We start from the raw sequence: 23,017 nt of genomic DNA on the forward strand, positions 1-23,017 counted from the left end.
GCGGACAGGGGAGTGCCTGTCATGAAAAAACTCGATAAACTGATTCTGCGGGCCTTTGCCGGGCCCTTCCTGCTCACCTTCGCGGTAGTGCAGTTCATTCTGCTCATGGTGACTCTGCTCAAGTACATGGACGACTTGATCGGCAAAGACCTGGGCTGGCAGGTAATTACCAAGCTGATTCTGATGTTCAGCGTGATTACCATTCCCACGGCCCTGCCGCTGGCCGTGCTGCTGTCGTCCTTGATGACCTACGGCAACCTAGGCGAGCACCATGAGCTGACAGCCATCAAAAGCTCGGGCATTTCGCTGATCCGCATTCTGCGCCCGGTGCTGCTGCTGAGCGTGTTTCTGGCCGGCCTGGCGTTCTGGTTCAACAACCGTATCGTGCCTAGCGCCAACCTCGAAACCTTCAGCCTGCTCTGGGACGTGCGCCAGCAGAAACTGGCCCTCGACATTCGGGAGGGCGTGTTCTACAACGGCTTGCCGGGCATTACCATCAAGGTCAACCAAAAGGAAGGTGAGAACGGCGACCGGCTCAAGGGCGTCATGATTTACGACCACCGCAATGGCCAAGGCAACGCCACGGTCATTCTAGCCGATTCGGGGCGGATGTTTACCCGCTTCGGGGGCGGCTACCTGAGCCTGGAGCTGTTCCACGGCCGCACCTATATTGAGCAGCCCGACGCCCGTGACCGGGCCGGCGCCTCTTTCTACCGCCAGGCTTTTGACCGCAACCTGATTACGTTTTCCCTGTCTTCCTTCGACCTGAGCCTGACCGACAAGAGCTTGTTCAAGGAAAACAAGATGATGAAGAATATTCCCCAGCTCCAGCAGTTCACCGACTCGCTGCACAACAAGCTGGTGGTCGAGCGGCAGCAGTTTCCGCGCCAGCTCAATCCGTATTACGTGTATGTGCGCCTGGATACGACCGGGCAGACCCTGCGCCAGCGGGTCGAAAACTGGCAGGTGCCTACTACCAAGCTGCCCGTCGTGAATACCAACCTGCTAGACCAGGCCGAAAACCGGGTTCGCAACCTGCGTACCTACGTGGGCAGCTCCACCGAGCACATGAGCAATTTGGCCAAGGAGGCCGGCAACTTTCGCATCGAAATCTATAAGAAGTACACCCAGTCGGTGGCCGTGCTGCTGATGTTTTTAATTGGCGCTCCGCTTGGGGCCATCATCAAAAAAGGTGGTTTGGGCATCCCCGTGCTGATTTCTATTGTCTTCTTCATCGTTTACTACGTGCTATCCATCATCGGCGAGAAGTATGCCCGGGAAGGCGTAATGCCCGTCGCTTCGGGCGTATGGATGGCTACCGTACTGCTGCTGCCCGTTGGGCTGTTTTTCCTTAACCAGGCCCGCCGCGACTCCGGACTGCTCGAAACCGACATCTTTGGTCGTTTCTTCCGCAAGTTCAAGCTGCCCTTCCGTAGTGGCTATAAAAAGGCGGTTTCTTAATGTACTAATATCAGTTGAATGTGCTTATGTAGGGAAGTAGGGCCTTGCGAGCGAAGCGCGGCCATCCGTCCTCTACTAGTACTAGCGACAAACGCTCTTTTACCAGAAAGCCCTTTCCCGTTGCGTACGGGAAAGGGCTTTTGGCTTAAGGGCATTCAGCCCAGTTCAGAGGATGGATGGCTGCGGCTCAGGCTTCGCAAGGACGTATTCACTCCACATTCAGCACATTCCCTACATTCCTCCCATTCGCACATTGACCATGCATTAGCACGATCAATATAAAATGCCTACCTTTGCAGCCACCCCGAGGTGCGGGGTGTTTTTTCTTTCATATTTAATCCAAGACGGGGAAACCTATCTGCCGATGAAACTCACTACCGAACTTAAGCAGGAAATTTTCGCGAAGAATAGCCTGACCAAGACCGCAACCGACACCGGTTCGGCCGAATCGCAAATTGCCCTGTTTTCGCACCGCATCAATCACCTGACCGAGCACCTGAAGGTGAACAAGAAAGACTTCTCGACCCGTCTGGGCCTGTTGAAGCTCGTTGGTAAGCGTCGCCGTCTGCTGGACTACCTGCAGCACCGCGAAATCAACCGCTACCGCGCAATCATTAAAGAGCTGGGTATCCGCAAGTAACCTCGCCCGCCTGGAGCAGGGAGCCTTTTTACGAAGGTTCCCTGCTCTTTTTTTGGCCTGACTGGTAACGAATCGGTACCAGCGGGTTGTTGCCCTTTCGATTCCTAATACCCAGAGCAAAACCAGGCCCAACGCCGGCCCTGGTTTTTCCAGGCTGCTCGCCCGCTGTCGCTTTTTCAAGCAAACTGAGAAGATGCCCAATTACACCGCTATTACCAAGAGCGTTACCCTGCCCGATGGTCGGCAGATTTCCATTGAAACCGGCAAACTGGCCAAATTCGCGGATGGTGCCGTAGTCGTGCGCCTCGGCGACGCCATGCTGCTGGCTACCGTTGTGTCGCAGCCCAGCGCCCGCGGCGACGTGGATTTCCTGCCCCTGTCGGTTGACTATCAAGAAAAGTTCGGCGGCGCCGGCAACATCCCCGGCTCGTTCCAGCGCCGCGAAGGCCGCCTGTCGGACTACGAGATTCTGGTCTGCCGCATCGTTGACCGCATCCTGCGCCCGATGTTCCCCAAGGACTATCACTACGAGGTGCAGGTGATGATTACCCTGATTTCGGCCGACAAGACCGTGCAGCCCGACGCCCTGGCCGCTCTGGCCGCCTCGGCCGCCCTCTCGATTTCGGATATTCCCTTCGCCGGCCCCATCTCGGAGGTTCGCGTGGCCCGCATCGACGGCAAGCTGCAAATCAACCCCCTGACCGCCGACATTGCCCGCGCCGACATTGACCTGATTGTTGGTGCTACTGCCGACTCGGTTGCCATGGTGGAAGGCGAGATGAACGAAGTGAGCGAGGAAGAAATGGTAGAAGCCATTGCCTTTGCCCACGAAGCCATCAAGGAGCAAGTGCGCGTGCAGCTGGAGCTGGCCGCTGAAGTGGAGAAATCCCACACCAAGCGCGAGTATCCCAAGTACGAAGAAAACGACGACCTGAAGAAGCGCATCCTGGAAGGGGTGTACGAGCAGGCTTACCAAGTAGCCAAATCGGGCAATACCAGCAAAGCCGGCCGTAAGGAAGGTTTTGGCGCCATCAAAAAGTCGCTGACCGAGAAACTGCTGGAAGAGCAGCCCGAGCTGGACATGAAGATGTTCGGCCGCTACTACTCTTCGGCTGAGAAAAAAGCTATTCGCGACATGATGATCAAAGAGCGCACTCGCCTCGATGGTCGTCAGCTCACCGAAATCCGCCCCATCTGGAGCGAAGTAAACTACCTGCCCGGTGCCCACGGCTCGGCCTTGTTTACCCGCGGCGAAACCCAGTCGCTGACCACAGTAGCCCTTGGTACCAAGCTCGATGAGCAGATCATCGACACGGCCATGACCTCGGGTTACAGCAAGTTTATGCTGCACTACAACTTCCCGGCCTTCTCGACCGGCGAGGTGAAGCCTAACCGCGGCCCCGGCCGCCGCGAAATCGGCCACGGCAACCTGGCCCTGCGCTCGTTGAAGAAGGTTATGCCTTCCGACGACGAGAACCCCTATACCGTGCGCATCGTGTCGGACATCCTGGAGTCGAACGGCTCTTCGTCGATGGCTACGGTGTGCGCCGGCTCAATGGCTTTGATGGATGCCGGTATCCCGGTGCGCGCAGCCGTTTCGGGCATTGCCATGGGCCTCGTGCAGGACAAGGAAACCGGCGAATACGCCGTGCTCTCCGACATCCTGGGTGACGAGGACCACCTCGGCGACATGGACTTCAAAGTAACCGGCACCGAGAAGGGTATCGTAGCTTGCCAGATGGACATCAAGATCCAGGGCTTGAGCGCCGAAATCATGACGGCCGCCCTGCACCAGGCCCGCGAAGGCCGCCTGCACATCCTGCGCGAAATGGCTAAGACCATCAGCCAGCCAGCGGCCGAGCTGAAGCCGCACACGCCCCGCTCGCACAAGATGCTGATCGACAAGGAGTACATCGGTGCCGTAATTGGACCCGGTGGCAAAGTCATCCAGCAGATTCAGAAGGACACCAACGCCACGGTTATCATCGAGGAGAAGGACGAGAAAGGCCACGTGAGCATCTATGCTTCCAACCAGGAAGACATGGAAGCCGCTATCAGCCGGATCCGCGCCATTGCCGCGACGCCCGAGGTGGGCGAGACCTACAAAGGCAAGGTGCGCAGCATTCAGCCCTACGGCGCCTTCGTGGAAATCATGCCGGGCAAAGATGGTCTGTTGCACATTTCCGAGGTGTCGCACGAGCGGCTGGCCACGCTGGAAGGCGTGCTGGAAGTAGGCCAGGAAATTGACGTGAAGCTGTTGGATATCGACAAGAAAACGGGTAAATACCGTCTCTCGCGCAAGGTGCTCCTGCCCAAGCCCGAGCGTGCTGCCAGCAGCAACGGCGAAGCGCAGGCCTAACCATTTTCCTGTAGTAGAACTTTCGCGGGTATCGGTCTGTTGGTCACAATTAGCCGATACCCGTAAAAGGGACACGATTTTAACATTTTCAGAAATACTCTACTTCCGCGCCCGCAATGAGACAGCTAAAGATCAGCAAGCAAATCACCAACCGCGAAAGCCAGTCGCTGGATAAATACCTCCAGGAAATTGGTAAGGTGGATTTGCTAACCCCCGACGAGGAGGTAACGCTGGCGCAACGCATACGAGAAGGCGACCAGCAAGCGCTGGAGAAGCTGACCAAGGCTAACCTACGCTTCGTGGTGTCGGTGGCCAAACAATACCAGAACCAGGGCTTGTCCTTGGGCGACTTGATCAACGAGGGCAACCTGGGCTTGATCAAAGCGGCCAAGCGTTTCGACGAGACCCGGGGCTTCAAATTCATTTCCTATGCCGTATGGTGGATTCGCCAGTCGATTCTGCAGGCTTTGGCCGAGCAGTCCCGCATTGTGCGTCTGCCCTTGAACCGCGTCGGGTCACTGAATAAGATTTCCAAGTCGTTTTCCGAGCTGGAGCAAAAATTCGAACGGGAGCCCTCACCCGAAGAAATTGCCGAAGTACTGGAGCTCACGACTTCCGAAGTAGTGGACACGCTCAAGATTTCGGGCCGTCACGTGTCGGTAGATGCTCCCTTCGTGCAAGGTGAGGAGAACCGCCTGCTGGACGTGCTGGAAAACGAAGACGAAGAGTCGCCCGATACTGGCCTGATGAACGACTCACTCCGCAAGGAAGTGCAGCGCGCCCTGAGCACGCTCACCAAGCGCGAAGCCGACGTCATCACGCTGTATTTCGGCCTCAATGGTGAGCATTCCCTGACCCTGGAAGAAATTGGCGAGAAATTCAACCTCACCCGCGAGCGGGTTCGCCAGATCAAGGAAAAAGCCATCCGCCGCCTGCGCCACACCTCGCGCAGCAAGGCACTTAAGCCCTACCTGGGATAAGTTTTTACTTATCCGCCGAGAAAAACCCCAGCAGATCGTTGGGGTTTTTCTTTGTGGGTAAGCCAATATCGCCGGAAAAGTACAGCCCGGTCCCGCTACGATGCTGCCGGGCCCGGCAGCACCTGACGTTCTGGGCCTGCTGCTGCGGTGGCTCTGCCGTTTCGGCATAAACTCGGCTGTGGCTCAGTTTAAGCTAAGAGCTACCCAATGGTAGCGGCCGGCGGTTGAAATGCCGCGGAAGCTTACTTTTGCAGTTCAAAATTGCCATACCTACTCTCATGGAGAATACCACGGAACACGTGAAGTGTCTGATTATCGGTTCGGGGCCCGCGGGCTATACGGCCGCTATTTATGCCGCCCGAGCCAATATGGCCCCTGTTATGTACCAGGGTTTGCAGCCCGGCGGCCAATTGACGATTACCAACGACGTAGAAAATTTCCCCGGCTACCCCGACGGCATTATGGGCCCGGAAATGATGGAAGACCTGAAGAAACAGGCCGCCCGCTTCGGAACCGATATTCGCTACGGCCTGGCCACGGCCGTCGACTTCTCGGGCCACCCGCACCGGGTGACCATCGATGAAACCAAGCAGATTACCGCCGATGCCGTGATTATTGCCACCGGGGCTTCGGCCAAGTGGTTGGGTCTGGAGTCGGAGGCGCGGCTAAACGGCTCGGGCGTATCGGCCTGCGCCGTGTGTGACGGGTTTTTCTACCGCGGTAAGGATGTGGCTATCGTCGGGGCCGGCGACACCGCCGCCGAGGAAGCTACGTATCTGGCCAACCTCTGCAACAAGGTCTACATGCTGGTGCGGAAAGGGGAGATGCGCGCCTCCAAAATCATGCAGAAACGCGTGCTCGACAACCCCAAGATTGAGGTGCTGTTTGATACGGCTACCGACGAAATCCTGGGACAGTTTGCCGTAGAGGGTGTGCGGGTAAAAAACCTGCTCACGCACGAAACGCGCGAGTTGGCCGTTGAAGGCTTTTTCGTGGCCATCGGCCACGAGCCCAACTCCAAGATTTTCCAGCCCTACCTGCACCACGACGAGCAGGGCTACCTCAAAACGATTCCCGGTTCGGCCAAAACCAACGTTGACGGCGTCTTTGCCTGCGGCGACGTGCAGGACTATACCTACCGCCAGGCCGTGACAGCCGCCGGTTCGGGCTGCATGGCCGCCCTCGACGCCGAGCGCTACCTGGCCGCGCTGGGAGTTCATTAGAAGTGAGTGAGTGAATGAGTGAATGAGTGAGTTGTCGTTCTATTTGCGCAGGTAATGCTAGTAGAACAGCCAACCCACTCATTCACTCACTCACTCATTCACCGATTCACTCATTCACTTCTTTGCTCTTGTTGAAATTTGTGAAATACTGGCTTGGGCTGGTGCTGCTGGTGTTGCTGTTGGCGGTGCCGGAACGGCTAGCAGCCCAGCGCCGGAAGGTGCCGCAGCCCAAAGCCAAGGCGGGCTCGGCGGGCAGGCAGAAAGACTTCTTCCGCATCAAGTCGCCCAAAATCCGCTATGTGCGGCCTGATACCACGATTCTGATTGAAACCAAGGACCTGCCCGACGATAATTCGGACGAGGCCAAGTCGATTTTCTTCAATCCGGCCAAGAAGCTCTCCATCGTGAGCGAGGACACAACTACGCTCAATGAGGGCGAGCAGCAGATTGTGGAAATGTCGGAGGAGGTGCTGATCGACAGCTCCTGGATTAAGGTGGCCGGCTATTATGCTATCTGGGATACGCGCAACATCAACCCCTACCGGGTGGATGGTCGCCGTATCCGGGATACCCTAAACCTGCGGCTGACCGAACCAGAAAAGCAGCGCTTTGCCAAGATGCCCCTGCGCACGACCCCGCTGACCTCCGACTTCGGCTTCCGGGGCTACCGCTGGCACTACGGCGTGGACCTCGACCTGAACACCGGCGACTCGGTGCGGGCTGCCTTTGATGGGGTAGTGCGCATTTCGAAGTGGGACGGCGGGGGCTACGGCAACTACCTGCTCGTGCGCCACTACAACGGCGTCGAAACGCTCTACGGTCACTTGAGCAAGGCCCTGGTGGCGCCCGGTACTTTCGTCAAGGCCGGGCAGCTGATCGGGCGTGGGGGCAGCACCGGCCGCAGCACCGGCTCCCACCTGCACTTTGAAGTACGCTACGAGGGCAACCCGATTGACCCGGAGCGGATGTACGACTTTCCCGACTACAAGCTGCTTAAAGACAACTTTCAGATTACCTCAGCGCTGTTTGACTACTACAGCAAAGCCCTGCGGGCCAAGGCGGCTGCCAAGCAGCGCAGCGCCTCGGCCGCCTCAGCGGCCCGCCGCGTAGTTACGCACCGCATCCGCAGCGGCGACACGATTTCGGAAGTAGCCCAGAAATACGGCGTGTCGCAGGCCCAGATCCGGCGCCTGAATGGCAACGTGAAAACCCTGCGCCCCGGCAAAACCCTGCGGATTAAGTAAATAGTGAGGTGCAGTGCGAATACCGCTCTACCGTGGTAAACCCCATTTCATCGAATTAAGCATTCTTGTTATCCAGCAAAGCCCTTTGCCGAGTGTTCGGTAAAGGGCTTTGTACATTTACCGGACTTTTGTGGGACTGGTGAGCAAAGTTCGGCATGGCGCTTCACGGCATTCAGGATGACGGGCGGCAAAAAGGCCGAGGGCAAAACTCACCAATTTCCTAGCTCATCATCTCACCCTGTACCAATGAAACTTGATATCCTGGCTTTTGGCGCCCACCCCGACGACGTAGAAATGTCGGCTGCCGGTACGTTGCTGGCGGCGGCGGCTCTGGGCAAGAAAATCGGCATCGTGGACTTTACCCGCGGGGAGCTGGGTACCCGCGGCACACCGGCTACCCGGGCCGCCGAAGCCGAAGCTGCCAGCCGGATTCTGGGCCTGAGCGTGCGCGAAAACCTGGGGTTGCCTGACGGCTTCTTCCGCAACGACCGGGAACACCAGCTGCCGCTTATTGCCGCCCTGCGCCGCTACCAGCCCGACGTAGTGCTCTGCAACGCTATTCATGACCGGCACCCTGACCACGGCCGCGGGGCTAGCTTGGCCTCGGAAGCCTGCTTTCTGAGCGGTTTGCGCATGATTGAAACCTTCGATGCCGACGGCCAGCCCCAGCAACCCTGGCGCCCGCGCACCGTGTACCACTACATCCAGGACCGGCAAATTGCCCCCGACTTCGTGGTCGACATCTCCGAGTTCTGGCCCGGCAAATGGGCTTCCATTCAGGCCTACAAAACCCAGTTTTTCGACCCCAACAGCCAGGAGCCAGTGACCTACCTTTCCACGCCGGTCTTCAGCCAGTTTATGGAAGCCCGGGCCCGGGAGTTTGGTCACATCATCGGCGTTGAGTTTGGGGAAGGCTTCACCCGCCAGCGGCCCGTGGGCGTGCGCGACATTACGGCCCTGCTTTAGCCTCATTCAGGCGCACGAATCAGACTAGTTCCGCTGGGGTCAGAGCCCCAAAGAGCCGCCCCGCTACAGTTGGGGCGGCTCTTTGTTTGTAGGGCGTAAGAGGGGCCGGATGTGGGGGCGGCAGAACCGAACGAAACGGGGCCGCCGGCGTGTTGGAACAGTATCGTCAGGTATGCCAATTTCCTGTAAAGCCGATATGATGATTCCGCTGCCCTTTGGTCTCCGAATGCGCCGGTTGAGGAGCGTAGTAGGGAAAAGCCTGGTTGTGTGTTGTGCCGTTTTTGCCCAGCCTGTGCTGGGGCAAGCTCCCTTGAATAGCATCTGCTGGCAGGAAAACCAACGGCTGAAGCAGCGCGATTTTACCGCCTCACCCGAAATTCTGCCCACCGTGGGAAAGCCTTTTCTGGCGTCGTCTTACTCCGAGGTGCGGGTTTGGTCGTTTACCACGGCCGAGCAAAAAGTAGTGTTCAACGTCACCGTGCGCTTTCTCAAGGATAAGTCGTGGTTCGACCCAGGCCAGACCCAGGGCAACTTTATCAGCGTCGTGCGCAACCCCGAGCGGCTGCTGGCCCATGAGCAGCTGCACTTCGACCTGGCTGAGTTGATTGCGCGCCGGATCCGGAAGCTGCATGCCGCCTACCAGGCGAAGCGCAATAGTCTGCCCCCGGACCCACTCCGAGCCGGGTTGCAGCAGGCCCTACTCAGGGAAGAAATCAAGTGCCTGCTGCAAGACCGGCGCGCCCTGGACGACTTATACGATGTCGAAACCAACCACGGGCTGCTGACCGAGCCCCAGCAGGTATGGCAGCAGCGGGTAGCGCGTGAGCTGGAAACCCTCAAGGACTTCCGCTCGAAGGAAACGGACTGCTTATAAGTCGTTCTTCCCCCAACGTTTCCCGGTATGCCCGGGCAGGTTTTGGCCGCCGGGGGTGAGCGAATCCACACCATTAGCTCCGGGCGGCCGTATAGCTTCGCCTAACCTGAGTGTGATGGATATATCTTTTTTGGTCCTGCCCTACGATTCGGGGCACGAAGGCCGGCGCATGGGGGCGGGTCCGGCCCGGCTTCTCCCGGTTCTGGAGGAAAAACTCAGCCAGGCCGGCCATGCCACCACTACCACTGTGGTGCGCATAGCCGACGCCTTGCCGGCCGAAATCAACTTTGCTTTTACGCTCTACCAGGCGCTGGCCGGGCAAGTGCGGGTGGCCCGGGAGCAGCAGCGGTTTCCGCTCGTGCTGGCCGGCAACTGCGGGGCAGCCCTGGGCACTGTAGCCGGCGTGGGAGCCCCGCAGGCGGGCGTCGTCTGGCTGGACGCTCACGGTGACTTTAACACGCCCGAAACCAGTACCAGCGGCTTCCTCGACGGCATGGGCCTGGCCATCCTCACCGGCCAGTGCTGGCGGCCTCTGGCGGCATCTATTCCCGGCTTTGCACCAGTGTCACCCACCCATGTAGTCCACGTTGGCGGGCGGGATTTTGGCAACGCCGAGCAAGCGGCCCTGCTCCAGACCGGTGTGCAAGTGGTAGCTCCCGGGCAAATAACCGGCTCCGGGTCACCGGCCCTGCGCGCTGCCCTGACCCAGCTGGCCGCCCAGGTGCCCGAGTGCTACCTGCACGTAGACCTCGATGTGTTGGATGCCGAGCAAGTGGGTCGGGCCAATACCTACGCCCAGCCCGGTGGCCTCACCGTGGAACAGGTGCTGGGCGTCGTGCGGGCCGTGCAGCAGCACCTGCGCGTCACGGCGCTTACCTTTGCCTCCTACGACCCGCTGGCCGATACCGCTGGCCGGGTACTGGCCGCTGCCGCAGACATTGCCCGGCAGGTGGTAAACGGCTCCGCCGGGGAGTGATGAGTGACAAGGGTAGCCCGCACCGACGGGTTGGTGAATTAAGCCTTACTGTCCCTGCGGGGGCTGGCCCAGCCAGACGCGGAACGTGGCGCCTTCGCCTTCCTGGCTGTCGACCTCGATGCGGCCGCCGTTGGCCTGTACGATGCGGTTGACCAAGTATAAGCCTACTCCGGAGCCGGCCGTATGGCGGTGCAGGCGGCGGAAGAGGTGAAACAACTCCTCGCCGTACTTTTGCGCATCGAAGCCCAGGCCGTTGTCTTCCACGACCAGCACGGGCAGCCCGCCATCAACCCATACCGAAACGTGGATCCGCGCCGGGCGCGCTGGGTCGGCATACTTGAGGGAGTTGCTCAGCAGGTTGAGCAGCACGGTGCGTAGGTTGACCCGCGGGAAGGAAACGGTGGGGTAGGCCGCGAAGTCGGTGGTGATGCGGGCCCGGGCGGCCCGGATCTGGGGTTCCAGCAGGCTCAGCACCTCCTCGGTCAGCTCGGTCAGCGCCACGGTTTCGGCCGGGACCTCACCGGCTTGCTGGGCCTGCCCCAGGGCCGCCAGTTCGTCGATGGTGCTGCCCAGCTGCTGCAGCCCCTGCTGAATCAGGGGCACCAATATCTGCTCTTCCTCCGGATCGGTAAACCGGATGCTGCGGTAGAGTTCGGCGAACAGGCCGCCCAGGTTGTTGACGGGCTGCTTGAGGTCGTGGGAGGCGGCGTACACGAAGTTGTCCAGGTCCTGGTTGGTGCGCGTGAGCTGCTTGTTGGAGTGCTGCAGTTGCTGTTCCGAGCGGCGTAGGGCTTCCTCCGCCCGCTTGGCCTCCGTGATATCGAGCACAAACTTGACGCATTCGGTTTCGCTCAGGCGCTTGCCCGAGAACAAACCCCACCAGCGCGAGCCATCCGGCCGCTGGTACTGCTTTTCCAGCGGCGTACTCTCCCCCGTAGTGCGTAGCTCGTGCAGGGACTTTTGGGTGAGCGGAAGAAACTCCGGACTGGTCAACGTACTCAGGCTTACCTGGCCGCTGGCCAGTTCGGCGTGGGCATAGCCGCTCATGCGCTCAAAGGCCGCGTTGCTGTCGTGAATCCGGCCTTCCAGGTCGAAGAAGAGAATGCCCACCGTGTCGATGGACAGGGCCTTTTGCAGGCGCTCTTCGCTGCGCAGCAGGGCTTCCTCCACCTGCCGGCGGTCGTGGATGTCGACCGAGGAGCCAAACCAGCGGGTGATCTGCCCACTGATCGGGTCCTGAAACGGCTCGGCCCGCACCAGAAACCACCGGTACGCGCCGTCGGCGGCCCGAATGCGGTGCTCGACCTGGAACACGGAGCCGGTGCGCCGCGCTTCCTCAAAGGCCTGCACCGTGCGGGGCCCGTCGGCGGGGTGCACAAACCCGGCGGATACTTCCGCGGCCGTGCTCGGCTCATAGGGCACGCCGGTGTAGCGGCTCCACTGCCGGTTGAAGAACTCCGTGCGGCCTTCCCCGTCGGTAATCCACACGATCTGCGGCACGGCGTCGGCCATGATCCGAAACCGCTCTTCCGACTCGCGCAGGGCCGCTTCGGTGCGGGCGCGCACCACCGCGTCCCAGGTGCGCTCGGCCGTTTCCTGGAGCAAGGCCAACTCGTAGTCGGTCCAGGCGTGGGCCTGGGGATAGTGCATAAAGAGCACCGCCATGAGCTGCCCGTCCTTGAGCAAGGGCACGTTCACGGTAGCCCCGAGCTGCAAGGCGGCGTGGGCCTGCTTTTCTTCGGCGCTGAGTGTCGGGTCGTGGGCAATGTCGGGGCGGACCACGGTGCGGCCCTCGTGGAAGGCTTGCAGCAATTCCGGCCCGTAGTCGTCGTAGTGGTAGCGGCCTTCCAGGCTGGGTACCCCGGCCTGGGTGTAGTTGCGCATCACGACGATGTGGGCATTGTCGCCCTGGTCCTCGGCGTAGCCCACGCGGCTGGCACCCAGGTACTGGCCCAGGGCACAGGCGGCCTGGTACTGAATATCGGCCGGGTCGGAAAGGGGCCGCAGCTGGTCGCTGAGCTGGAGCAGAAAGGCCTGCTGCTGCTCGCTCTGGCGCAGGGCTTCTTCCACCTGCCGGCGCTGGGAAATATCGTTGAACAGCACGGCTACCTGATGCTGCCCCGGCTCGCCCACCCGAAAGGCGTATACGTCGTACCAGCGGTGCAGCTGCTCGGCCCGCTGCTCGAAGCGCGTGGGTTTGCCACTCAGCGCTACCGCGCCATAGATGTCGAACCAGTGCTGCTCGAATCCCGGTGCCAGCTCCCGGATGGTACGCCCGGTAGCCGCTACCAAGCCGGTCTGCCGCTCGAAGGCGGGATTTATCTCCAAAAATCGGTAATCCACCGGGTGCTGCTCGTTCTCAAACAGCACCTCAATCAGGCAGAATCCTTCGTCGATGCTGTCGAAGAGCGCGCGGTACTTGGCTTCGCTTTCGCGCAGGGCGGCCGCGGCCCGCCGGTACTCGGTCCGGGGCTGGGTGCGGCCCCCCACGGCTTCCACCGCGCCGTCGGCCCCGAGCAGGGGTACGAAGGCGTACTCGTAGTAGCCCGTCTCGCCGCCCGGGCTGGTGTAGGGCGTCTCGCCCGTCACGGGCTGCCCGCTGGCCGCGGCCTGCTGAATCTGGGCCTGCAACTGCGCGGCCAGCTCCGGCGGGTAGTCCAGATCGAAGAAGTTCTTGCCCAGGGCCTGCTCCAGGGTGAGGCCCCACAGGTTCAGCAGGGGCTTGTTGACGTAGCGGAAGCGGCCTTCCAGATCAAATAGATACACGAACTCCTGCAGCCCTTCGAGCACCGTGTCGAAGCGCTCCAGCTGCCGGCTGCGCTCCTCCAGGCGTAGGCTCTCGGCCGAGGTAACGGCCGCCGGTGCGTGGGGGGCGGTCAGGCTCAGGAGCAGGCCGCCATCGACGCGCTGGCCGACGGCCGGCAGGGGCTGCCGGACGCCCGGCGCGGCAAGGCTGAGCGCAAACGGGCCGGACTCGCCGCTCAGAAACGCGTCGTGCAGCGCCGCCCAGCTTCCCTCCGCCGCACTGCCGGGAAACTGCCGGGCGAAGGTGTCGGCCGGCTGGGCCGGCAGTCCGAGCAGGGCCTGGGCGACGGGGTTGAGGTAGGCCAAGGCCAGATCCTGTACCACGCCACCCGTCGCGTCGTAAACGGGCGTGCACAACACCAGGCCATTGGGCGCCAGGTCGAGCAGGGCCGGCAGCAAGGAGTCGGCGGCAAACTGGGCCGCGGCCGGGAACGAGGAAGCAAAAGGCATGGAGGCGGCGGGAGAAGGGACCGTGAAGATACGTGCCCGACCGGTAAAGGTAGGCCCGACCCGGTAGATAGGCCCGCGCCGGCAGCCAAGACCCGCCGGCGCGGCGCGGCCCGTGCGGGGCTGCCCGAGCAAAAAACAGCCGCCCCGATACGCTCGGGGCGGCTGCCTGGGTAGTTGCAATAGGGGATAGCCTAGTTCTGGAGGGTGGCCCGGTGGGCCGTGATGCTGGTTTCGAGCGCCTGGGTTTCGGTGAGCTGCACCTCGATCTGGGCCAGCTCCAGCTCGCGGATGAGCAGGCCTACCGCGCCGCGCTCGTTCTGGCGCGCGACCAGCTCGTCGCGCCGGTCGATGCTGGTGCGCAGGTCATTTTCGCGCTGCTTGCGCTTCTTACTGACCGGCAGCGTCGGGATAAGGGGGGTAAGGTAATCGATGTCGGCGTTCAGGGCCGTGAGTTCGGCCGTCAGCTCGGCGGCGGCTTTGGTGGCCGTGTCACGCTGGTAGATAAACTCGCTCTGGCGCTGGGTGAGCACACGCAGCTCGTCGGCGATGTAGGCCAGTACCAGGTCGCAGTCGGCCTTGGTCGTGAGTTGGGAAAGCGAATAAGTCATAAAAACTAGAAAAAGGGAAAAGTGAGTATATAAGAACGTTTTAATATATACGATGCTGAATACAATAGCCAGCCGGCGCGCACTTTTATTTTGCTGCCTACCCGGCTCCAGCCAGCAGCTCGGTGAGGGCGTCGGCTTCGGCTTCCAGCAGCCGCAGGCGCAACGCCAGCAGGGCGGCCTGGGTAGCCGATAAAGGTGGGGGCACCGCTTCGGTATCGGCTAGCAGGCGCTCCACCCAGGGGCGGTCGGCGGTGGGGTCCAGGGTCGGATCGGCGGCCAGGGCGGCGGGCGTGGGCGCGGCCTCGGGAGCCGGGGCCAGCAGGGCGGCCAGCACCGCCAGGCCCCACCGGCGCCGGGTCCGGGCCTGGTGCAGCAGGCGGCGGTTTTCGAGCTCGAAGCGGGTCTTGCCGGCCAGGTAGCGCACCCGGCGCAGGCGCTCCCGCACCGGGTCCGGGTCCAGGGGCCCCAGGTCGGCGGGGGCTTCTGTGGCCGGGGGCGGGGCAGGGTAGGCCGGCCCTAGCCCGTCGGGGGCGGGCAGCAGCAGGGCCAGGGGCCGCAGGCGGCGCTGGGCCGGGGCCGGCAAGGTTCGTCGCCCGGCTTCGGCGTGGGCTACTACCGCCCCGCTCACGCCCAGAAACCGCCCCAGCTCGTCCTGGGTAAGACCAAAGTGGTTTCTAACGGCTGCCGAAAGGCTGTTGGAAGGAAGGGCCTTGCGGGGCATACAAAGTTTGTAGGGTTACCGATAAAAATAAGATGAACCCTACAAATTTTGTAGGGTTCGTCAAAAAAATACGAGGAACCTTACAACATCCTAACTCCTGTGGGTAGAGACGCCTACTGGCGTCTTGTCGTTGAACGATAGAACTGGCGCCGGCGCTCGGCAACAGCCAAGTGACGGCGCTCCTGGCGCGAGTTTCGGCGCAGCCGTGCCTCGCGCCTTACTCACGCCGCGAGTCTGGAGACTCGCCCACCCGAACGACCTGCAACGGGCGCGGTAGCGGCGTGCCCGTGGGCGACTGTGGGGAGTTCACGAAACTCATCGTTAATCTGGGTTTCGTGAACTTTGAAAGATAAACCAGTTTCTTGAACTCAACCTGGGCTGTTGGGCCACTTTGCCACTCTACTAGATATACATGGTAGCGATTCAGGCAAAGGAGGGTATCAAACATCAAGTCTTATTAGAGCAACGTCCCTGGGGGTATCGGCCACGCTGGTCCTGTAACTCGCCCCACCCATCCCCGTTAATTCCGGCTATACCCCAGCTCCGTCTGTGATGAATTCCTTTTGTGAACCCCTCGGCTTGTCGTACCCCATCATTCAGGCCCCGATGGCGGGCGTCTCCACGCCGGCTCTGGCCGTGGCCGTGTCGGAGGCCGGGGCCCTAGGCTCGCTGGCTGCCGCCGCCCTGCCGCATCCCGAAGCTCTCGCACAACAACTTGCGGCGCTGGCTGCAGCCACAAACCGGCCGATTAATGTCAACGTGTTCTGTCATCAGCCCTGCCCGGCCGACCCGGCGCACGACGCGCAGTGGCTAGGCTACTTAGCCCCCTTTTTCTCCGCTCTGGACAGCATGCCCCCCTCGCAGCTGCAGGAAGTCTACCCCAGCTTTCGGACGGATGACACGCTGCTGGCCGTGTTGGTGCAGGCCCGGCCCCGTGTCATCAGCTTCCACTTTGGCTTGCCCACGACGGCGCAACTGGCCGCCCTACGGCAAACGGGTGCCATGCTGCTGGCCTGTGTGACGTCCCCAGCCGAGGCGCAGGCAGCGGAAGCGGCTGGGGTGGACATGCTCGTGGCGCAGGGTGTGGAAGCGGGCGGGCACCGGGGCACATTTGACCCGGCCTTCGAGCCCAACCTAGCGACACTGGACCTGACTCGGCAACTGGTGCAGCATTCGCGCCTGCCAGTCATCGCGGCGGGAGGGCTCATGGACGGGGCTGATTTGGCCGCGGCGATGCGCGCCGGGGCAGTGGCCGGGCAACTCGGCACCGCCTTTGCGGCCTGCCCCGAATCCGCTGCTTCCCCGGCCTACCGAGCGGCGCTGCTACACCGACCGCCGTTGTCCACCGAGCTCACGGCCGTTATCTCCGGCCGGCCGGCCCGGGGCCTTGTGAACCGCTTTATGGAGGATATTGACCAGCCGGGCCGCCCACCCGTGGCGGCCTATTCACGGGCTTACCAAGCGGGCAAAGCCTTAGTTGCCGCGGCCCAGCAGGCTGGAGAACCAGGCTTTGCCGTGCAATGGGCCGGGACGGGCGTAGGCCGGTCACGGGCATTGCCGGCCGCGGAGTTGGTTCGCACGCTGGCCGCTGAACTGCACCAAGCCCTGACCTAACTGGCTGTTCTTTACCCTAACTCCAAGGTACCGAAGGCTCACGCGCTTGCCAAAAGTAACCCCGAAGCTAATTTCAGTTCACGCAAACGGTGGTTCTACCGAAAGTAGCATTTAACTGGCAGCTGGCCACTCAATTTGCCACTCCATGTCCTCGATGAATCCCGGAATGTTTGCTGCGTGTTGAAGCCACCAATCAAACCCCATGAAATCTTCTGATTCTGGGTTAGGGTCTTGGACATAAATGAAGTAGCCGCCCGTTTCCCCTGCTGTATCGTCGACAATCTCTATACTCCAGCCAGGGTGCTCGCCGCCTCTGATGATGCCTTTCTGACCAAAAAGGAAAGGCGGTGGTTTGGTTTCCATGCGTCAAAGTAAGAGGTTCACGGAAAGGGTCGTTCCGCCGAAAGGAGCGTTTCAAGTAATAAGCTGCGCTCCCTGGGCCAATAGTCTTTCCTGCATAGGAGCCCCAATACCGAAGAGCACGTCGTGGTGGTTCAAGCACAGCAGCCACGAATACTTTTTCGATATCAAGTAAATCTCGTCCAAGTAGTAACACTCGGCCAGCACGCGGCCGATGGCGCGGGGAGTCCCTTGGTAAAACCAGAATTTATCTCCCATGTTGACCGTTTCGTTCAGCATGAGCCAGACCACTTCTCCCGGGTCCACCAAAGAGGTTAGGCGGGTGTGGGGTTCGTCATCGCACACCAGGCCCACGGCGCCTGGCCGAAACCGTTCCCATAACCACAGTGGGCGTACGGTGGGGTGGTCCAAGCGGCAGAACGCTTGGTAGAGGTTCTCTTCCAACTTCGCCCAATGGGTCGTAAAGGGCAAGGGTGCAAAGTCCTGCTCAGAAAGCTGCAGCTGTTGGCGGGCTTGGTCAATTTCAGCACGGAGGTCGCTCCACATGAAACGAAAGTACTGTGCAACTTGCTTAGGTTCACCAAAACGGTGAATTCTAGTAAAAGGAGCATTTATTTAGGCTTCCTTTACGAGCTTAAAAAATCTCCAAAGCGTTGCTCCCGCGCAAAAGACAATGAGCAGGATGCAAGAGAAGACTTGGCCCTGCTCACTATGTCCAGGGGCAAAGAAGATACGGGGATAGGCGGCGAGGTGAAGCAATTGCGCCGTTGGTTGGTCCTTCACCGATTGGAAATACTCCACACTGACGCGCGTCGAATGTTCCTGGCCGTTGTATCGAAAGTGCAACTGGTAGCTGGGTCGCTTACTGAGGCGTGTTTCGGAGCCTCCCAGTAGTTCAACTGTTGCCAAGCTCCCTCTTTCTGCCACGGCAACTTCTTGCAACTTGTTGGGCAACGCCAGCGAAAACATGACTGTCAAGACTAAGCATAGAAGGAAGCTAAGGAACTGGTGAACACGCTCGGACATAAGACAAAGATGCATGCTTCTATTCGGGAGCAATGTTCCGATACTGTCTACAAAAACGGTCTAATTAGCGAAAAGGAGCGGATTGGTTTACTCTTGCGTGGGGAGATAGTTGGCTCGTATCTCCCGAATTTCTGCGTTCGGGTGGGCTTGGCACAGCATTAATAAATCGGTTAGCTCTTCCTCGTAGTTAAGGCCCCCGTACAACTCGGCGAGTCGACGATAGTGCCATTCGTCATTCTCGGCCAGGTATCGCGAGGCCAGCTGCGGTATGGTGCTTCTGATTTGTGCCTCGGCTTTGTAGCGGGCCAGTACCTGCCGGGCCAGTCCGATAGCCGTCAGGTTGCTGCTGTCGAGGGCGGTGGCCACCAGGTCGGCCAGTAATGGCTGGACCACGGCGAGAGCCAGCGTTGTTTCCGCTAACAAGCGCAAGGCCGTTTCCCGGCCCTCGATACTAGCCAGTGCCTGTTGTAGGTCGTGCCCGAGTGCCGTTTCATCTTGGACTACTTCCTGCCTGCAGGTGAAGAACGCCTCTTCTGCTTGGAGAAATCGAACCCACTGCGTCGAATAGGACATTGGTTGAGATGTTACCTGATGTTGTAATCTGGGTACAAGAAAAGGGTCCAAATAGCTTATTCCTGGCAAGGCAGATTAACGAAATTTTGGCGGAGGTGGTGGAGGAGCGAAACGAATGAAAGGATAGGAAGCGGGAGAAATTCGGACTTGCCTGTCAATGCTGGTCACTTTCTGGCCTTGCACATCAAGGCGCCAACACCGAAAAGGCGGGCACCATATTGTATTTTCCTTGTTCGCCGCTTCGGTTGCGCGGATAAGATGATGATAGGTAGTATCACCTCCAGAGGTGATGGCCTCTAAACCGGTAAAGACGAAGATAATTTTTTCGTCAACCCGCCAGGTGGTCAGGGGCAATATCTTCAGCTCACCATTCGAGTTGTACACATCCAGCAAGTAAACCGATAGATCTCCCGCCAGCGTATCTGGACGAAGGAATGCCACGTGTACTTTAGGCGCCGGGTCGAGGGTGTCGGCGGCCAGAAACTGTTGTAGCACGTGATAGATCTCCTTTGAGGGAATGGAAGAGTTGACAGCAGACTGTGCGGACGTCAGCTTCGCCTCACAAGACAATAAGGCCAGCGTGCTCAGTACTAAGGCAAAAGCAGAAAGTCGGGACCAATAGTTACAGGAACCCTTCATGGCGGTAATCATGTGAAACAAGTAAGCCAAGATAGAGAAGCGCGGGAAGGAACACTTTCTTACACTGAGCATGTCCGAGAAGTCCGCTTGTGTTCACGCAAACGGTGGTTCTACCGAAATGAGCGTAAGCGCTTATCTACAACTTTTTAAAGTGGGAGAACAAGGGGTCTTTATGCGCCATCTTGACTGTTTTGTCGCGCTTGTTTACCATCACTACTCTCCCGGCAAGGTCTGCTTGTTTCTGTCCAGCACTCAGCGTGGAAAACGACACGCGGGTCAATAAAAAACCAACGTGCCAGCTCTCAGGGTCTTCGGCGATGCAAAAGGCGTTGGGATGAAGTGTGTTGCTCCTGGCTTTGAGAATGGTCCCAGCATCCTTCGCGTAGGCGTCTAAGAGTTCGTAATGCAGGGTTGCCGAACGAGCTGGTTTGGAAGTGTAGCCATTGTCTTGGACAAACGCTTCGGCTACACGAATGGCTTCTTGTTGCGAAACTTCCGGCGTTTGCCCCAAAGACCAATATCCCACCACGCTCAAAAGTAGCGCGAGCACGCCGATGAATTTGTTCATACATATTAGCTTACACGGCTGGCTGAAAAGTCCCCTTATGTTCACTAAAACGGTGGTTCTAGCGAAAGGAGCCAATTGGTTTAGTTGACAACGGGAACAAATCGTACTTATTAAGCAAAGACCAAGGCCAGCACAACAAAGACGACGAAAGCAATGCTGTATAGCGCAGCAACCACTATCAAGAAGGTTCCGAGGATGCGCCAGTCCCGATACATACTCCGGTATAATTTTAGCGCACTCCACCATAGTGCGGTGCCGATTAAGAAGCCCACCACCAGGAACCCGAACAGGGCGAGGTAATTAGTCGGCCCTTGGCTCCACGTCATCTCCGAAAGCATCATAGGAAGAGCAAGAAGGAAAACGGACACGGAGTAGGAAAAGCTAAGAGTATGCAGCGACGAATGTACCCACACTAGACGCTCTATGTATGCACCTATAGTTCAAGAAAATGGTGGTATAAGCAACTGTCGTACTGCCGCTATTTAGCATAAGGTGACTTTTCGGACAGAGCAATTAGCCCTTGCTCGTGGCTGCACACAGCACATCAGTCAGGCTACCTGGTCGAATACACAACAATGTTTTTGGCTCGTGGTCCCTGCCAATCACAGAGCACGCTGAAGTGTAGCGTATCCTGCCCGAGCTTTTCGTGTGGCTCCAGAACCTGGATGTATTCGTGCATGTCAACCATGGGTGTGCCCCTGCCTTCTCCTTCTAAAACCAGGTACGGTTGACTACAAGTGGAATCCTGGGCCGGCGCTAGTTTCCTTCCCCGCCACTGCACGATCAACCGTCTTCCAGGAAGTTGCTTGCGGCTTTTGGTAAAGAGAAACCGGTGCTCCCACTGACTGGCCTGTTCGATCCACGCTTCCAGCGAGTCGACTTGGCAATGGCGAAAGCGGAGTTGCGGCGGGTAGACCGTCAGTTGCTCGACCAAGACCCCGTTCGCCCGTGCTTCGGTCACGGAGCTAGAATACCACCTGGCGGACCGCTCATCTTCCCACGCCGTTACTCGCCAGAAGAGCCCCACGATGAGGAGTACGACCACGACCAGCACCCTCCAAAAGCGAACACGACGCATCATCGACCAAAAAGGTTACTGGATCAGCAGCGCTACTTCTCCTATCGAGTAGCGCTGCGTAAAGATACTACAGCCAGCAGACGTATACCGATTCTTCTGCTGGCTGCGTAGCCAAGCTACTGGGTATTCTTAGCGGAGTGACTTACCCTACTGGGTAGTATCCTCACGCAGCCCCAGCCATCAGAGGCTCGGGGAATAGGAGCGAGTTCTAACGTTCAAGAAAACGGTCGTTCTACCGAAAGGAGCGTCTTGCTGGTAATCACTTCTTTCGTGCTCTACCTGCCATTAAGTAGCTTGCAGCGTGAACGACGACAGAGTACCCTTCTTAACTAGTCTCGTAGGTATATTTGGGTTTTACCCCGTGCTGGGAGCATTTACCCGCACCTACCTCCACCTGCACCTGCCGCTGGAAACGGCATTGGGCATGCCTTTTTCTTTCTTTTTCGGTCCGCTGCTGTTACTGCTGTGCGGCGGCGTATTGTTGGCTATTGGGCCCAAGTGGTTCCGAGCGGTGGGGGCACTGTACTTGGTGGCGGGCATGTGGTGGTTTTGGGTGGCGTTCACCACCGATTTTTAAGCCCCACGTGAAACTGTCCGAGAAGCAGAGGACAGTTTATTTTAACGGTGGTTTAAAACGTCCTTGCCTTAGGATGGAGGCTGACAAGAGCACGAGCGCGCCATCCACTTCAAGGCACTGGACCTAGGCATCAGCACCACGACGCCGGTGGGCAAGTTCATGCTCTCCATCTTGGCCTTGCTGGCCGTGTACAACCGCCAGAACATCCTGGAGAAGACCCCGGCCGGCCAACAACCTGCTGCCGCCCTGGGTAAGCCCATCGGCCCGCCCAAAGAACTCGATGCCGACAACCTAATCCAAGGAAGAAAAGTGCTGAAAAAGCCTATTTGGGCCGAAACTGTGGAAAGGACTGGCATCTGCCTCTTCAGCGTCAAGCGCTATTAGAAGCATCTGCAGACCGCGCTTACGTGATGAGTTGTCGAGCCGGAAGAGCGTACGCTATTCTATCTACTCACTGCCGGGGAAGGCCATTACGATTGGCATCCATCACTATACTGGCCAAGTGTATCAACTACTCGTTGCGTTTTTATTCCGGAAGTACCTCTATATCAATTCCCAACTTGCGTACCACGGCCAACGCCTGATCCCAACAGGTGGGACCAGGTCGGCGGCACCGCAGACAGAGGATTCGGTCGCAGTCATCCAAATCAACGCTCGCCGTCAGCTCCGGGCACGATGTGGAAAGCGCCTTCAGTACCACGGCGGCGTGTTCCGCCGAGGTGAGGGTTGTTCGGTAGACTTCGATGGCGTGGATGTCTAGTTCAAAAACCGGGGGCACAGTGACCAAGGGAGCGGGCATGAGATGGGACAGGAAGGGTAAGCAAAGAAGCCCGTGGGTGGTAGCCAGTTGGTACAACCGCCCACGGGCATCGGATACTTAATACACGGCGTCGTTATAGAAGAACTGTTCTTTCACGATGTGGCCGTCAGCTACTTCAAATACCCCCACCTGGTCTTTCTGCACACGGCCTCGGTCTTTCAGCGTTACGTCCATGCCCATGGTACAGGCGAAGTAGTACGAAGCCACGATGGGTTGACCGCAAAAGCCACCGTGACGCGCCTCGATTTGCGCTTCTAGAAGGGCTTCTTTGTCGCGGAGGGCCTCAATGCCCCGGACCGTAATAGGAAGCTGCGACACGTTTTCCGGCTCGATGCTGACCGCGTCGCGGGCGTACAGCTCGTCCTGAATCTGGTGGATTTGACCTCGCTGGGCTAGTGCGTAATACCGGTCGGCAATTTCTTGAATGGTTCGCATGTAATAAGGGTTAAAGTGAG

General features: G+C 59.2%; 23 protein-coding genes. 12 read left to right on the forward strand and 11 right to left on the reverse strand.

From position 1 onward, the window contains the following. Positions 1–21: 21 nt before the first annotated feature. The 9 genes from MUN80_RS17705 (at position 22) to MUN80_RS17745 (ending at position 10,723) form a co-directional block, all read left to right on the forward strand. Complete coding sequence (locus MUN80_RS17705; RefSeq protein WP_244714793.1) at positions 22–1,461, forward strand: LptF/LptG family permease; 1,440 nt, start codon at positions 22–24, stop codon at positions 1,459–1,461. 364 nt (positions 1,462–1,825) lie between these two features. Then, positions 1,826–2,101 carry a 30S ribosomal protein S15 gene (gene rpsO / locus MUN80_RS17710; protein ID WP_226177922.1) on the forward strand — a complete coding sequence of 92 codons (276 nt, stop codon included), beginning with the start codon at positions 1,826–1,828 and terminating at the stop codon, positions 2,099–2,101. 193 nt (positions 2,102–2,294) lie between these two features. Beyond that, complete coding sequence (pnp, locus tag MUN80_RS17715) at positions 2,295–4,460, forward strand: polyribonucleotide nucleotidyltransferase (RefSeq protein WP_244714794.1); 2,166 nt, start codon at positions 2,295–2,297, stop codon at positions 4,458–4,460. A 116-nt stretch (positions 4,461–4,576) separates the two neighbouring features. Next, on the forward strand, positions 4,577–5,440 hold the full coding sequence (locus MUN80_RS17720; RefSeq protein ID WP_073111364.1) for a sigma-70 family RNA polymerase sigma factor: 864 nt from the start codon (positions 4,577–4,579) through the stop codon (positions 5,438–5,440). 278 nt (positions 5,441–5,718) lie between these two features. Further along, a complete protein-coding gene (gene trxB, locus MUN80_RS17725; RefSeq protein ID WP_244714795.1) occupies positions 5,719–6,663 on the forward strand; it encodes a thioredoxin-disulfide reductase in 945 nt (314 codons plus the stop codon). A 140-nt stretch (positions 6,664–6,803) separates the two neighbouring features. Then, on the forward strand, positions 6,804–7,907 hold the full coding sequence (locus tag MUN80_RS17730) for a M23 family metallopeptidase (RefSeq protein WP_244714796.1): 1,104 nt from the start codon (positions 6,804–6,806) through the stop codon (positions 7,905–7,907). A 246-nt stretch (positions 7,908–8,153) separates the two neighbouring features. Continuing rightward, positions 8,154–8,873, forward strand: coding sequence for a bacillithiol biosynthesis deacetylase BshB1 (gene bshB1 / locus MUN80_RS17735; RefSeq protein ID WP_244714797.1), 720 nt, complete (start codon positions 8,154–8,156; stop codon positions 8,871–8,873). 310 nt (positions 8,874–9,183) lie between these two features. Next, positions 9,184–9,747: a hypothetical protein gene (locus MUN80_RS17740; RefSeq protein ID WP_244714798.1), complete on the forward strand. Its 564-nt coding sequence runs from the start codon at positions 9,184–9,186 to the stop codon at positions 9,745–9,747. A 115-nt stretch (positions 9,748–9,862) separates the two neighbouring features. After that, positions 9,863–10,723: an arginase family protein gene (locus tag MUN80_RS17745; RefSeq protein ID WP_244714799.1), complete on the forward strand. Its 861-nt coding sequence runs from the start codon at positions 9,863–9,865 to the stop codon at positions 10,721–10,723. Between the two features lie 45 nt (positions 10,724–10,768). Here the strand turns inward: MUN80_RS17745 and MUN80_RS17750 are convergent, their stop codons facing one another. The 3 genes from MUN80_RS17750 to MUN80_RS17760 form a co-directional block, all read right to left on the reverse strand. Then, entirely contained in the window at positions 10,769–13,978 is a 3,210-nt protein-coding gene (locus MUN80_RS17750; protein ID WP_244714800.1) for a PAS domain-containing sensor histidine kinase, read from the reverse strand. A gap of 191 nt (positions 13,979–14,169) precedes the next feature. Further along, positions 14,170–14,586 carry a hypothetical protein gene (locus tag MUN80_RS17755; protein ID WP_244714801.1) on the reverse strand — a complete coding sequence of 139 codons (417 nt, stop codon included), beginning with the start codon at positions 14,584–14,586 and terminating at the stop codon, positions 14,170–14,172. Positions 14,587–14,683: 97 nt separating this feature from the next. Next, a complete protein-coding gene (locus MUN80_RS17760; protein WP_244714802.1) occupies positions 14,684–15,307 on the reverse strand; it encodes a hypothetical protein in 624 nt (207 codons plus the stop codon). A gap of 552 nt (positions 15,308–15,859) precedes the next feature. Here MUN80_RS17760 and MUN80_RS17765 point away from each other — a divergent pair. Beyond that, positions 15,860–16,921 carry an NAD(P)H-dependent flavin oxidoreductase gene (locus MUN80_RS17765; RefSeq protein WP_244714803.1) on the forward strand — a complete coding sequence of 354 codons (1,062 nt, stop codon included), beginning with the start codon at positions 15,860–15,862 and terminating at the stop codon, positions 16,919–16,921. A 111-nt stretch (positions 16,922–17,032) separates the two neighbouring features. Here the strand turns inward: MUN80_RS17765 and MUN80_RS17770 are convergent, their stop codons facing one another. The 7 genes from MUN80_RS17770 to MUN80_RS17800 all read right to left on the reverse strand — a co-directional run bounded on the left by MUN80_RS17770 (position 17,033) and on the right by MUN80_RS17800 (position 20,428). Next, a complete protein-coding gene (locus MUN80_RS17770) occupies positions 17,033–17,284 on the reverse strand; it encodes a hypothetical protein (RefSeq protein ID WP_244714804.1) in 252 nt (83 codons plus the stop codon). 51 nt (positions 17,285–17,335) lie between these two features. After that, the gene (locus MUN80_RS17775) at positions 17,336–17,827 is read right to left on the reverse strand and encodes a DUF6756 family protein (RefSeq protein ID WP_244714805.1); all 492 of its coding nucleotides are present in this window, start codon (positions 17,825–17,827) and stop codon (positions 17,336–17,338) included. 69 nt (positions 17,828–17,896) lie between these two features. Then, positions 17,897–18,307 (reverse strand): hypothetical protein, encoded by a 411-nt coding sequence (locus MUN80_RS17780; protein WP_244714806.1) that lies wholly within the window; start codon positions 18,305–18,307, stop codon positions 17,897–17,899. A gap of 87 nt (positions 18,308–18,394) precedes the next feature. Next, a complete protein-coding gene (locus MUN80_RS17785; protein WP_244714807.1) occupies positions 18,395–18,880 on the reverse strand; it encodes a hypothetical protein in 486 nt (161 codons plus the stop codon). A gap of 75 nt (positions 18,881–18,955) precedes the next feature. Beyond that, positions 18,956–19,531: a hypothetical protein gene (locus tag MUN80_RS17790; protein WP_244714808.1), complete on the reverse strand. Its 576-nt coding sequence runs from the start codon at positions 19,529–19,531 to the stop codon at positions 18,956–18,958. A gap of 124 nt (positions 19,532–19,655) precedes the next feature. Further along, the gene (locus MUN80_RS17795) at positions 19,656–20,087 is read right to left on the reverse strand and encodes a hypothetical protein (protein ID WP_244714809.1); all 432 of its coding nucleotides are present in this window, start codon (positions 20,085–20,087) and stop codon (positions 19,656–19,658) included. Between the two features lie 110 nt (positions 20,088–20,197). Further along, positions 20,198–20,428 (reverse strand): hypothetical protein, encoded by a 231-nt coding sequence (locus MUN80_RS17800; RefSeq protein WP_244714810.1) that lies wholly within the window; start codon positions 20,426–20,428, stop codon positions 20,198–20,200. Positions 20,429–21,526: 1,098 nt separating this feature from the next. On the opposite strand from MUN80_RS17800, the gene MUN80_RS17805 reads away from it, so the two are divergent. Together MUN80_RS17805 and MUN80_RS17810 are read left to right on the forward strand one after the other, a co-directional pair. Then, complete coding sequence (locus tag MUN80_RS17805) at positions 21,527–21,742, forward strand: hypothetical protein (protein WP_244714811.1); 216 nt, start codon at positions 21,527–21,529, stop codon at positions 21,740–21,742. A 102-nt stretch (positions 21,743–21,844) separates the two neighbouring features. Then, a complete protein-coding gene (locus MUN80_RS17810) occupies positions 21,845–22,126 on the forward strand; it encodes a recombinase family protein (protein WP_262922083.1) in 282 nt (93 codons plus the stop codon). A 493-nt stretch (positions 22,127–22,619) separates the two neighbouring features. Here the strand turns inward: MUN80_RS17810 and MUN80_RS17815 are convergent, their stop codons facing one another. Next, a complete protein-coding gene (locus MUN80_RS17815; RefSeq protein WP_244714813.1) occupies positions 22,620–22,997 on the reverse strand; it encodes a SnoaL-like domain-containing protein in 378 nt (125 codons plus the stop codon). Between the last annotated feature and the right edge of the window lie 20 nt (positions 22,998–23,017).

Origin of the sequence: Hymenobacter cellulosivorans, assembly GCF_022919135.1 — a bacterium.
Classification (GTDB): Bacteria; Bacteroidota; Bacteroidia; order Cytophagales; family Hymenobacteraceae; genus Hymenobacter; species Hymenobacter cellulosivorans.

What these genes read in the sequence shown, in the direction of transcription:
- MUN80_RS17705 (WP_244714793.1), top strand. Translation starts at nt 22, where the DNA reads ATGAAAAAACTCGATAAACTGATTCTGCGGGCCTTTGCCGGGCCCTTC.
- rpsO (WP_226177922.1), top strand. Translation starts at nt 1,826, where the DNA reads ATGAAACTCACTACCGAACTTAAGCAGGAAATTTTCGCGAAGAATAGC.
- pnp (WP_244714794.1), top strand. Translation starts at nt 2,295, where the DNA reads ATGCCCAATTACACCGCTATTACCAAGAGCGTTACCCTGCCCGATGGT.
- MUN80_RS17720 (WP_073111364.1), top strand. Translation starts at nt 4,577, where the DNA reads ATGAGACAGCTAAAGATCAGCAAGCAAATCACCAACCGCGAAAGCCAG.
- trxB (WP_244714795.1), top strand. Translation starts at nt 5,719, where the DNA reads ATGGAGAATACCACGGAACACGTGAAGTGTCTGATTATCGGTTCGGGG.
- bshB1 (WP_244714797.1), top strand. Translation starts at nt 8,154, where the DNA reads ATGAAACTTGATATCCTGGCTTTTGGCGCCCACCCCGACGACGTAGAA.
- MUN80_RS17745 (WP_244714799.1), top strand. Translation starts at nt 9,863, where the DNA reads ATGGATATATCTTTTTTGGTCCTGCCCTACGATTCGGGGCACGAAGGC.
- MUN80_RS17750 (WP_244714800.1), bottom strand. Translation starts at nt 13,978, where the DNA reads ATGCCTTTTGCTTCCTCGTTCCCGGCCGCGGCCCAGTTTGCCGCCGAC.
- MUN80_RS17755 (WP_244714801.1), bottom strand. Translation starts at nt 14,586, where the DNA reads ATGACTTATTCGCTTTCCCAACTCACGACCAAGGCCGACTGCGACCTG.
- MUN80_RS17760 (WP_244714802.1), bottom strand. Translation starts at nt 15,307, where the DNA reads ATGCCCCGCAAGGCCCTTCCTTCCAACAGCCTTTCGGCAGCCGTTAGA.
- MUN80_RS17765 (WP_244714803.1), top strand. Translation starts at nt 15,860, where the DNA reads ATGAATTCCTTTTGTGAACCCCTCGGCTTGTCGTACCCCATCATTCAG.
- MUN80_RS17770 (WP_244714804.1), bottom strand. Translation starts at nt 17,284, where the DNA reads ATGGAAACCAAACCACCGCCTTTCCTTTTTGGTCAGAAAGGCATCATC.
- MUN80_RS17775 (WP_244714805.1), bottom strand. Translation starts at nt 17,827, where the DNA reads ATGTGGAGCGACCTCCGTGCTGAAATTGACCAAGCCCGCCAACAGCTG.
- MUN80_RS17780 (WP_244714806.1), bottom strand. Translation starts at nt 18,307, where the DNA reads ATGTCCGAGCGTGTTCACCAGTTCCTTAGCTTCCTTCTATGCTTAGTC.
- MUN80_RS17785 (WP_244714807.1), bottom strand. Translation starts at nt 18,880, where the DNA reads ATGTCCTATTCGACGCAGTGGGTTCGATTTCTCCAAGCAGAAGAGGCG.
- MUN80_RS17790 (WP_244714808.1), bottom strand. Translation starts at nt 19,531, where the DNA reads ATGATTACCGCCATGAAGGGTTCCTGTAACTATTGGTCCCGACTTTCT.
- MUN80_RS17795 (WP_244714809.1), bottom strand. Translation starts at nt 20,087, where the DNA reads ATGAACAAATTCATCGGCGTGCTCGCGCTACTTTTGAGCGTGGTGGGA.
- MUN80_RS17800 (WP_244714810.1), bottom strand. Translation starts at nt 20,428, where the DNA reads ATGATGCTTTCGGAGATGACGTGGAGCCAAGGGCCGACTAATTACCTC.
- MUN80_RS17815 (WP_244714813.1), bottom strand. Translation starts at nt 22,997, where the DNA reads ATGCGAACCATTCAAGAAATTGCCGACCGGTATTACGCACTAGCCCAG.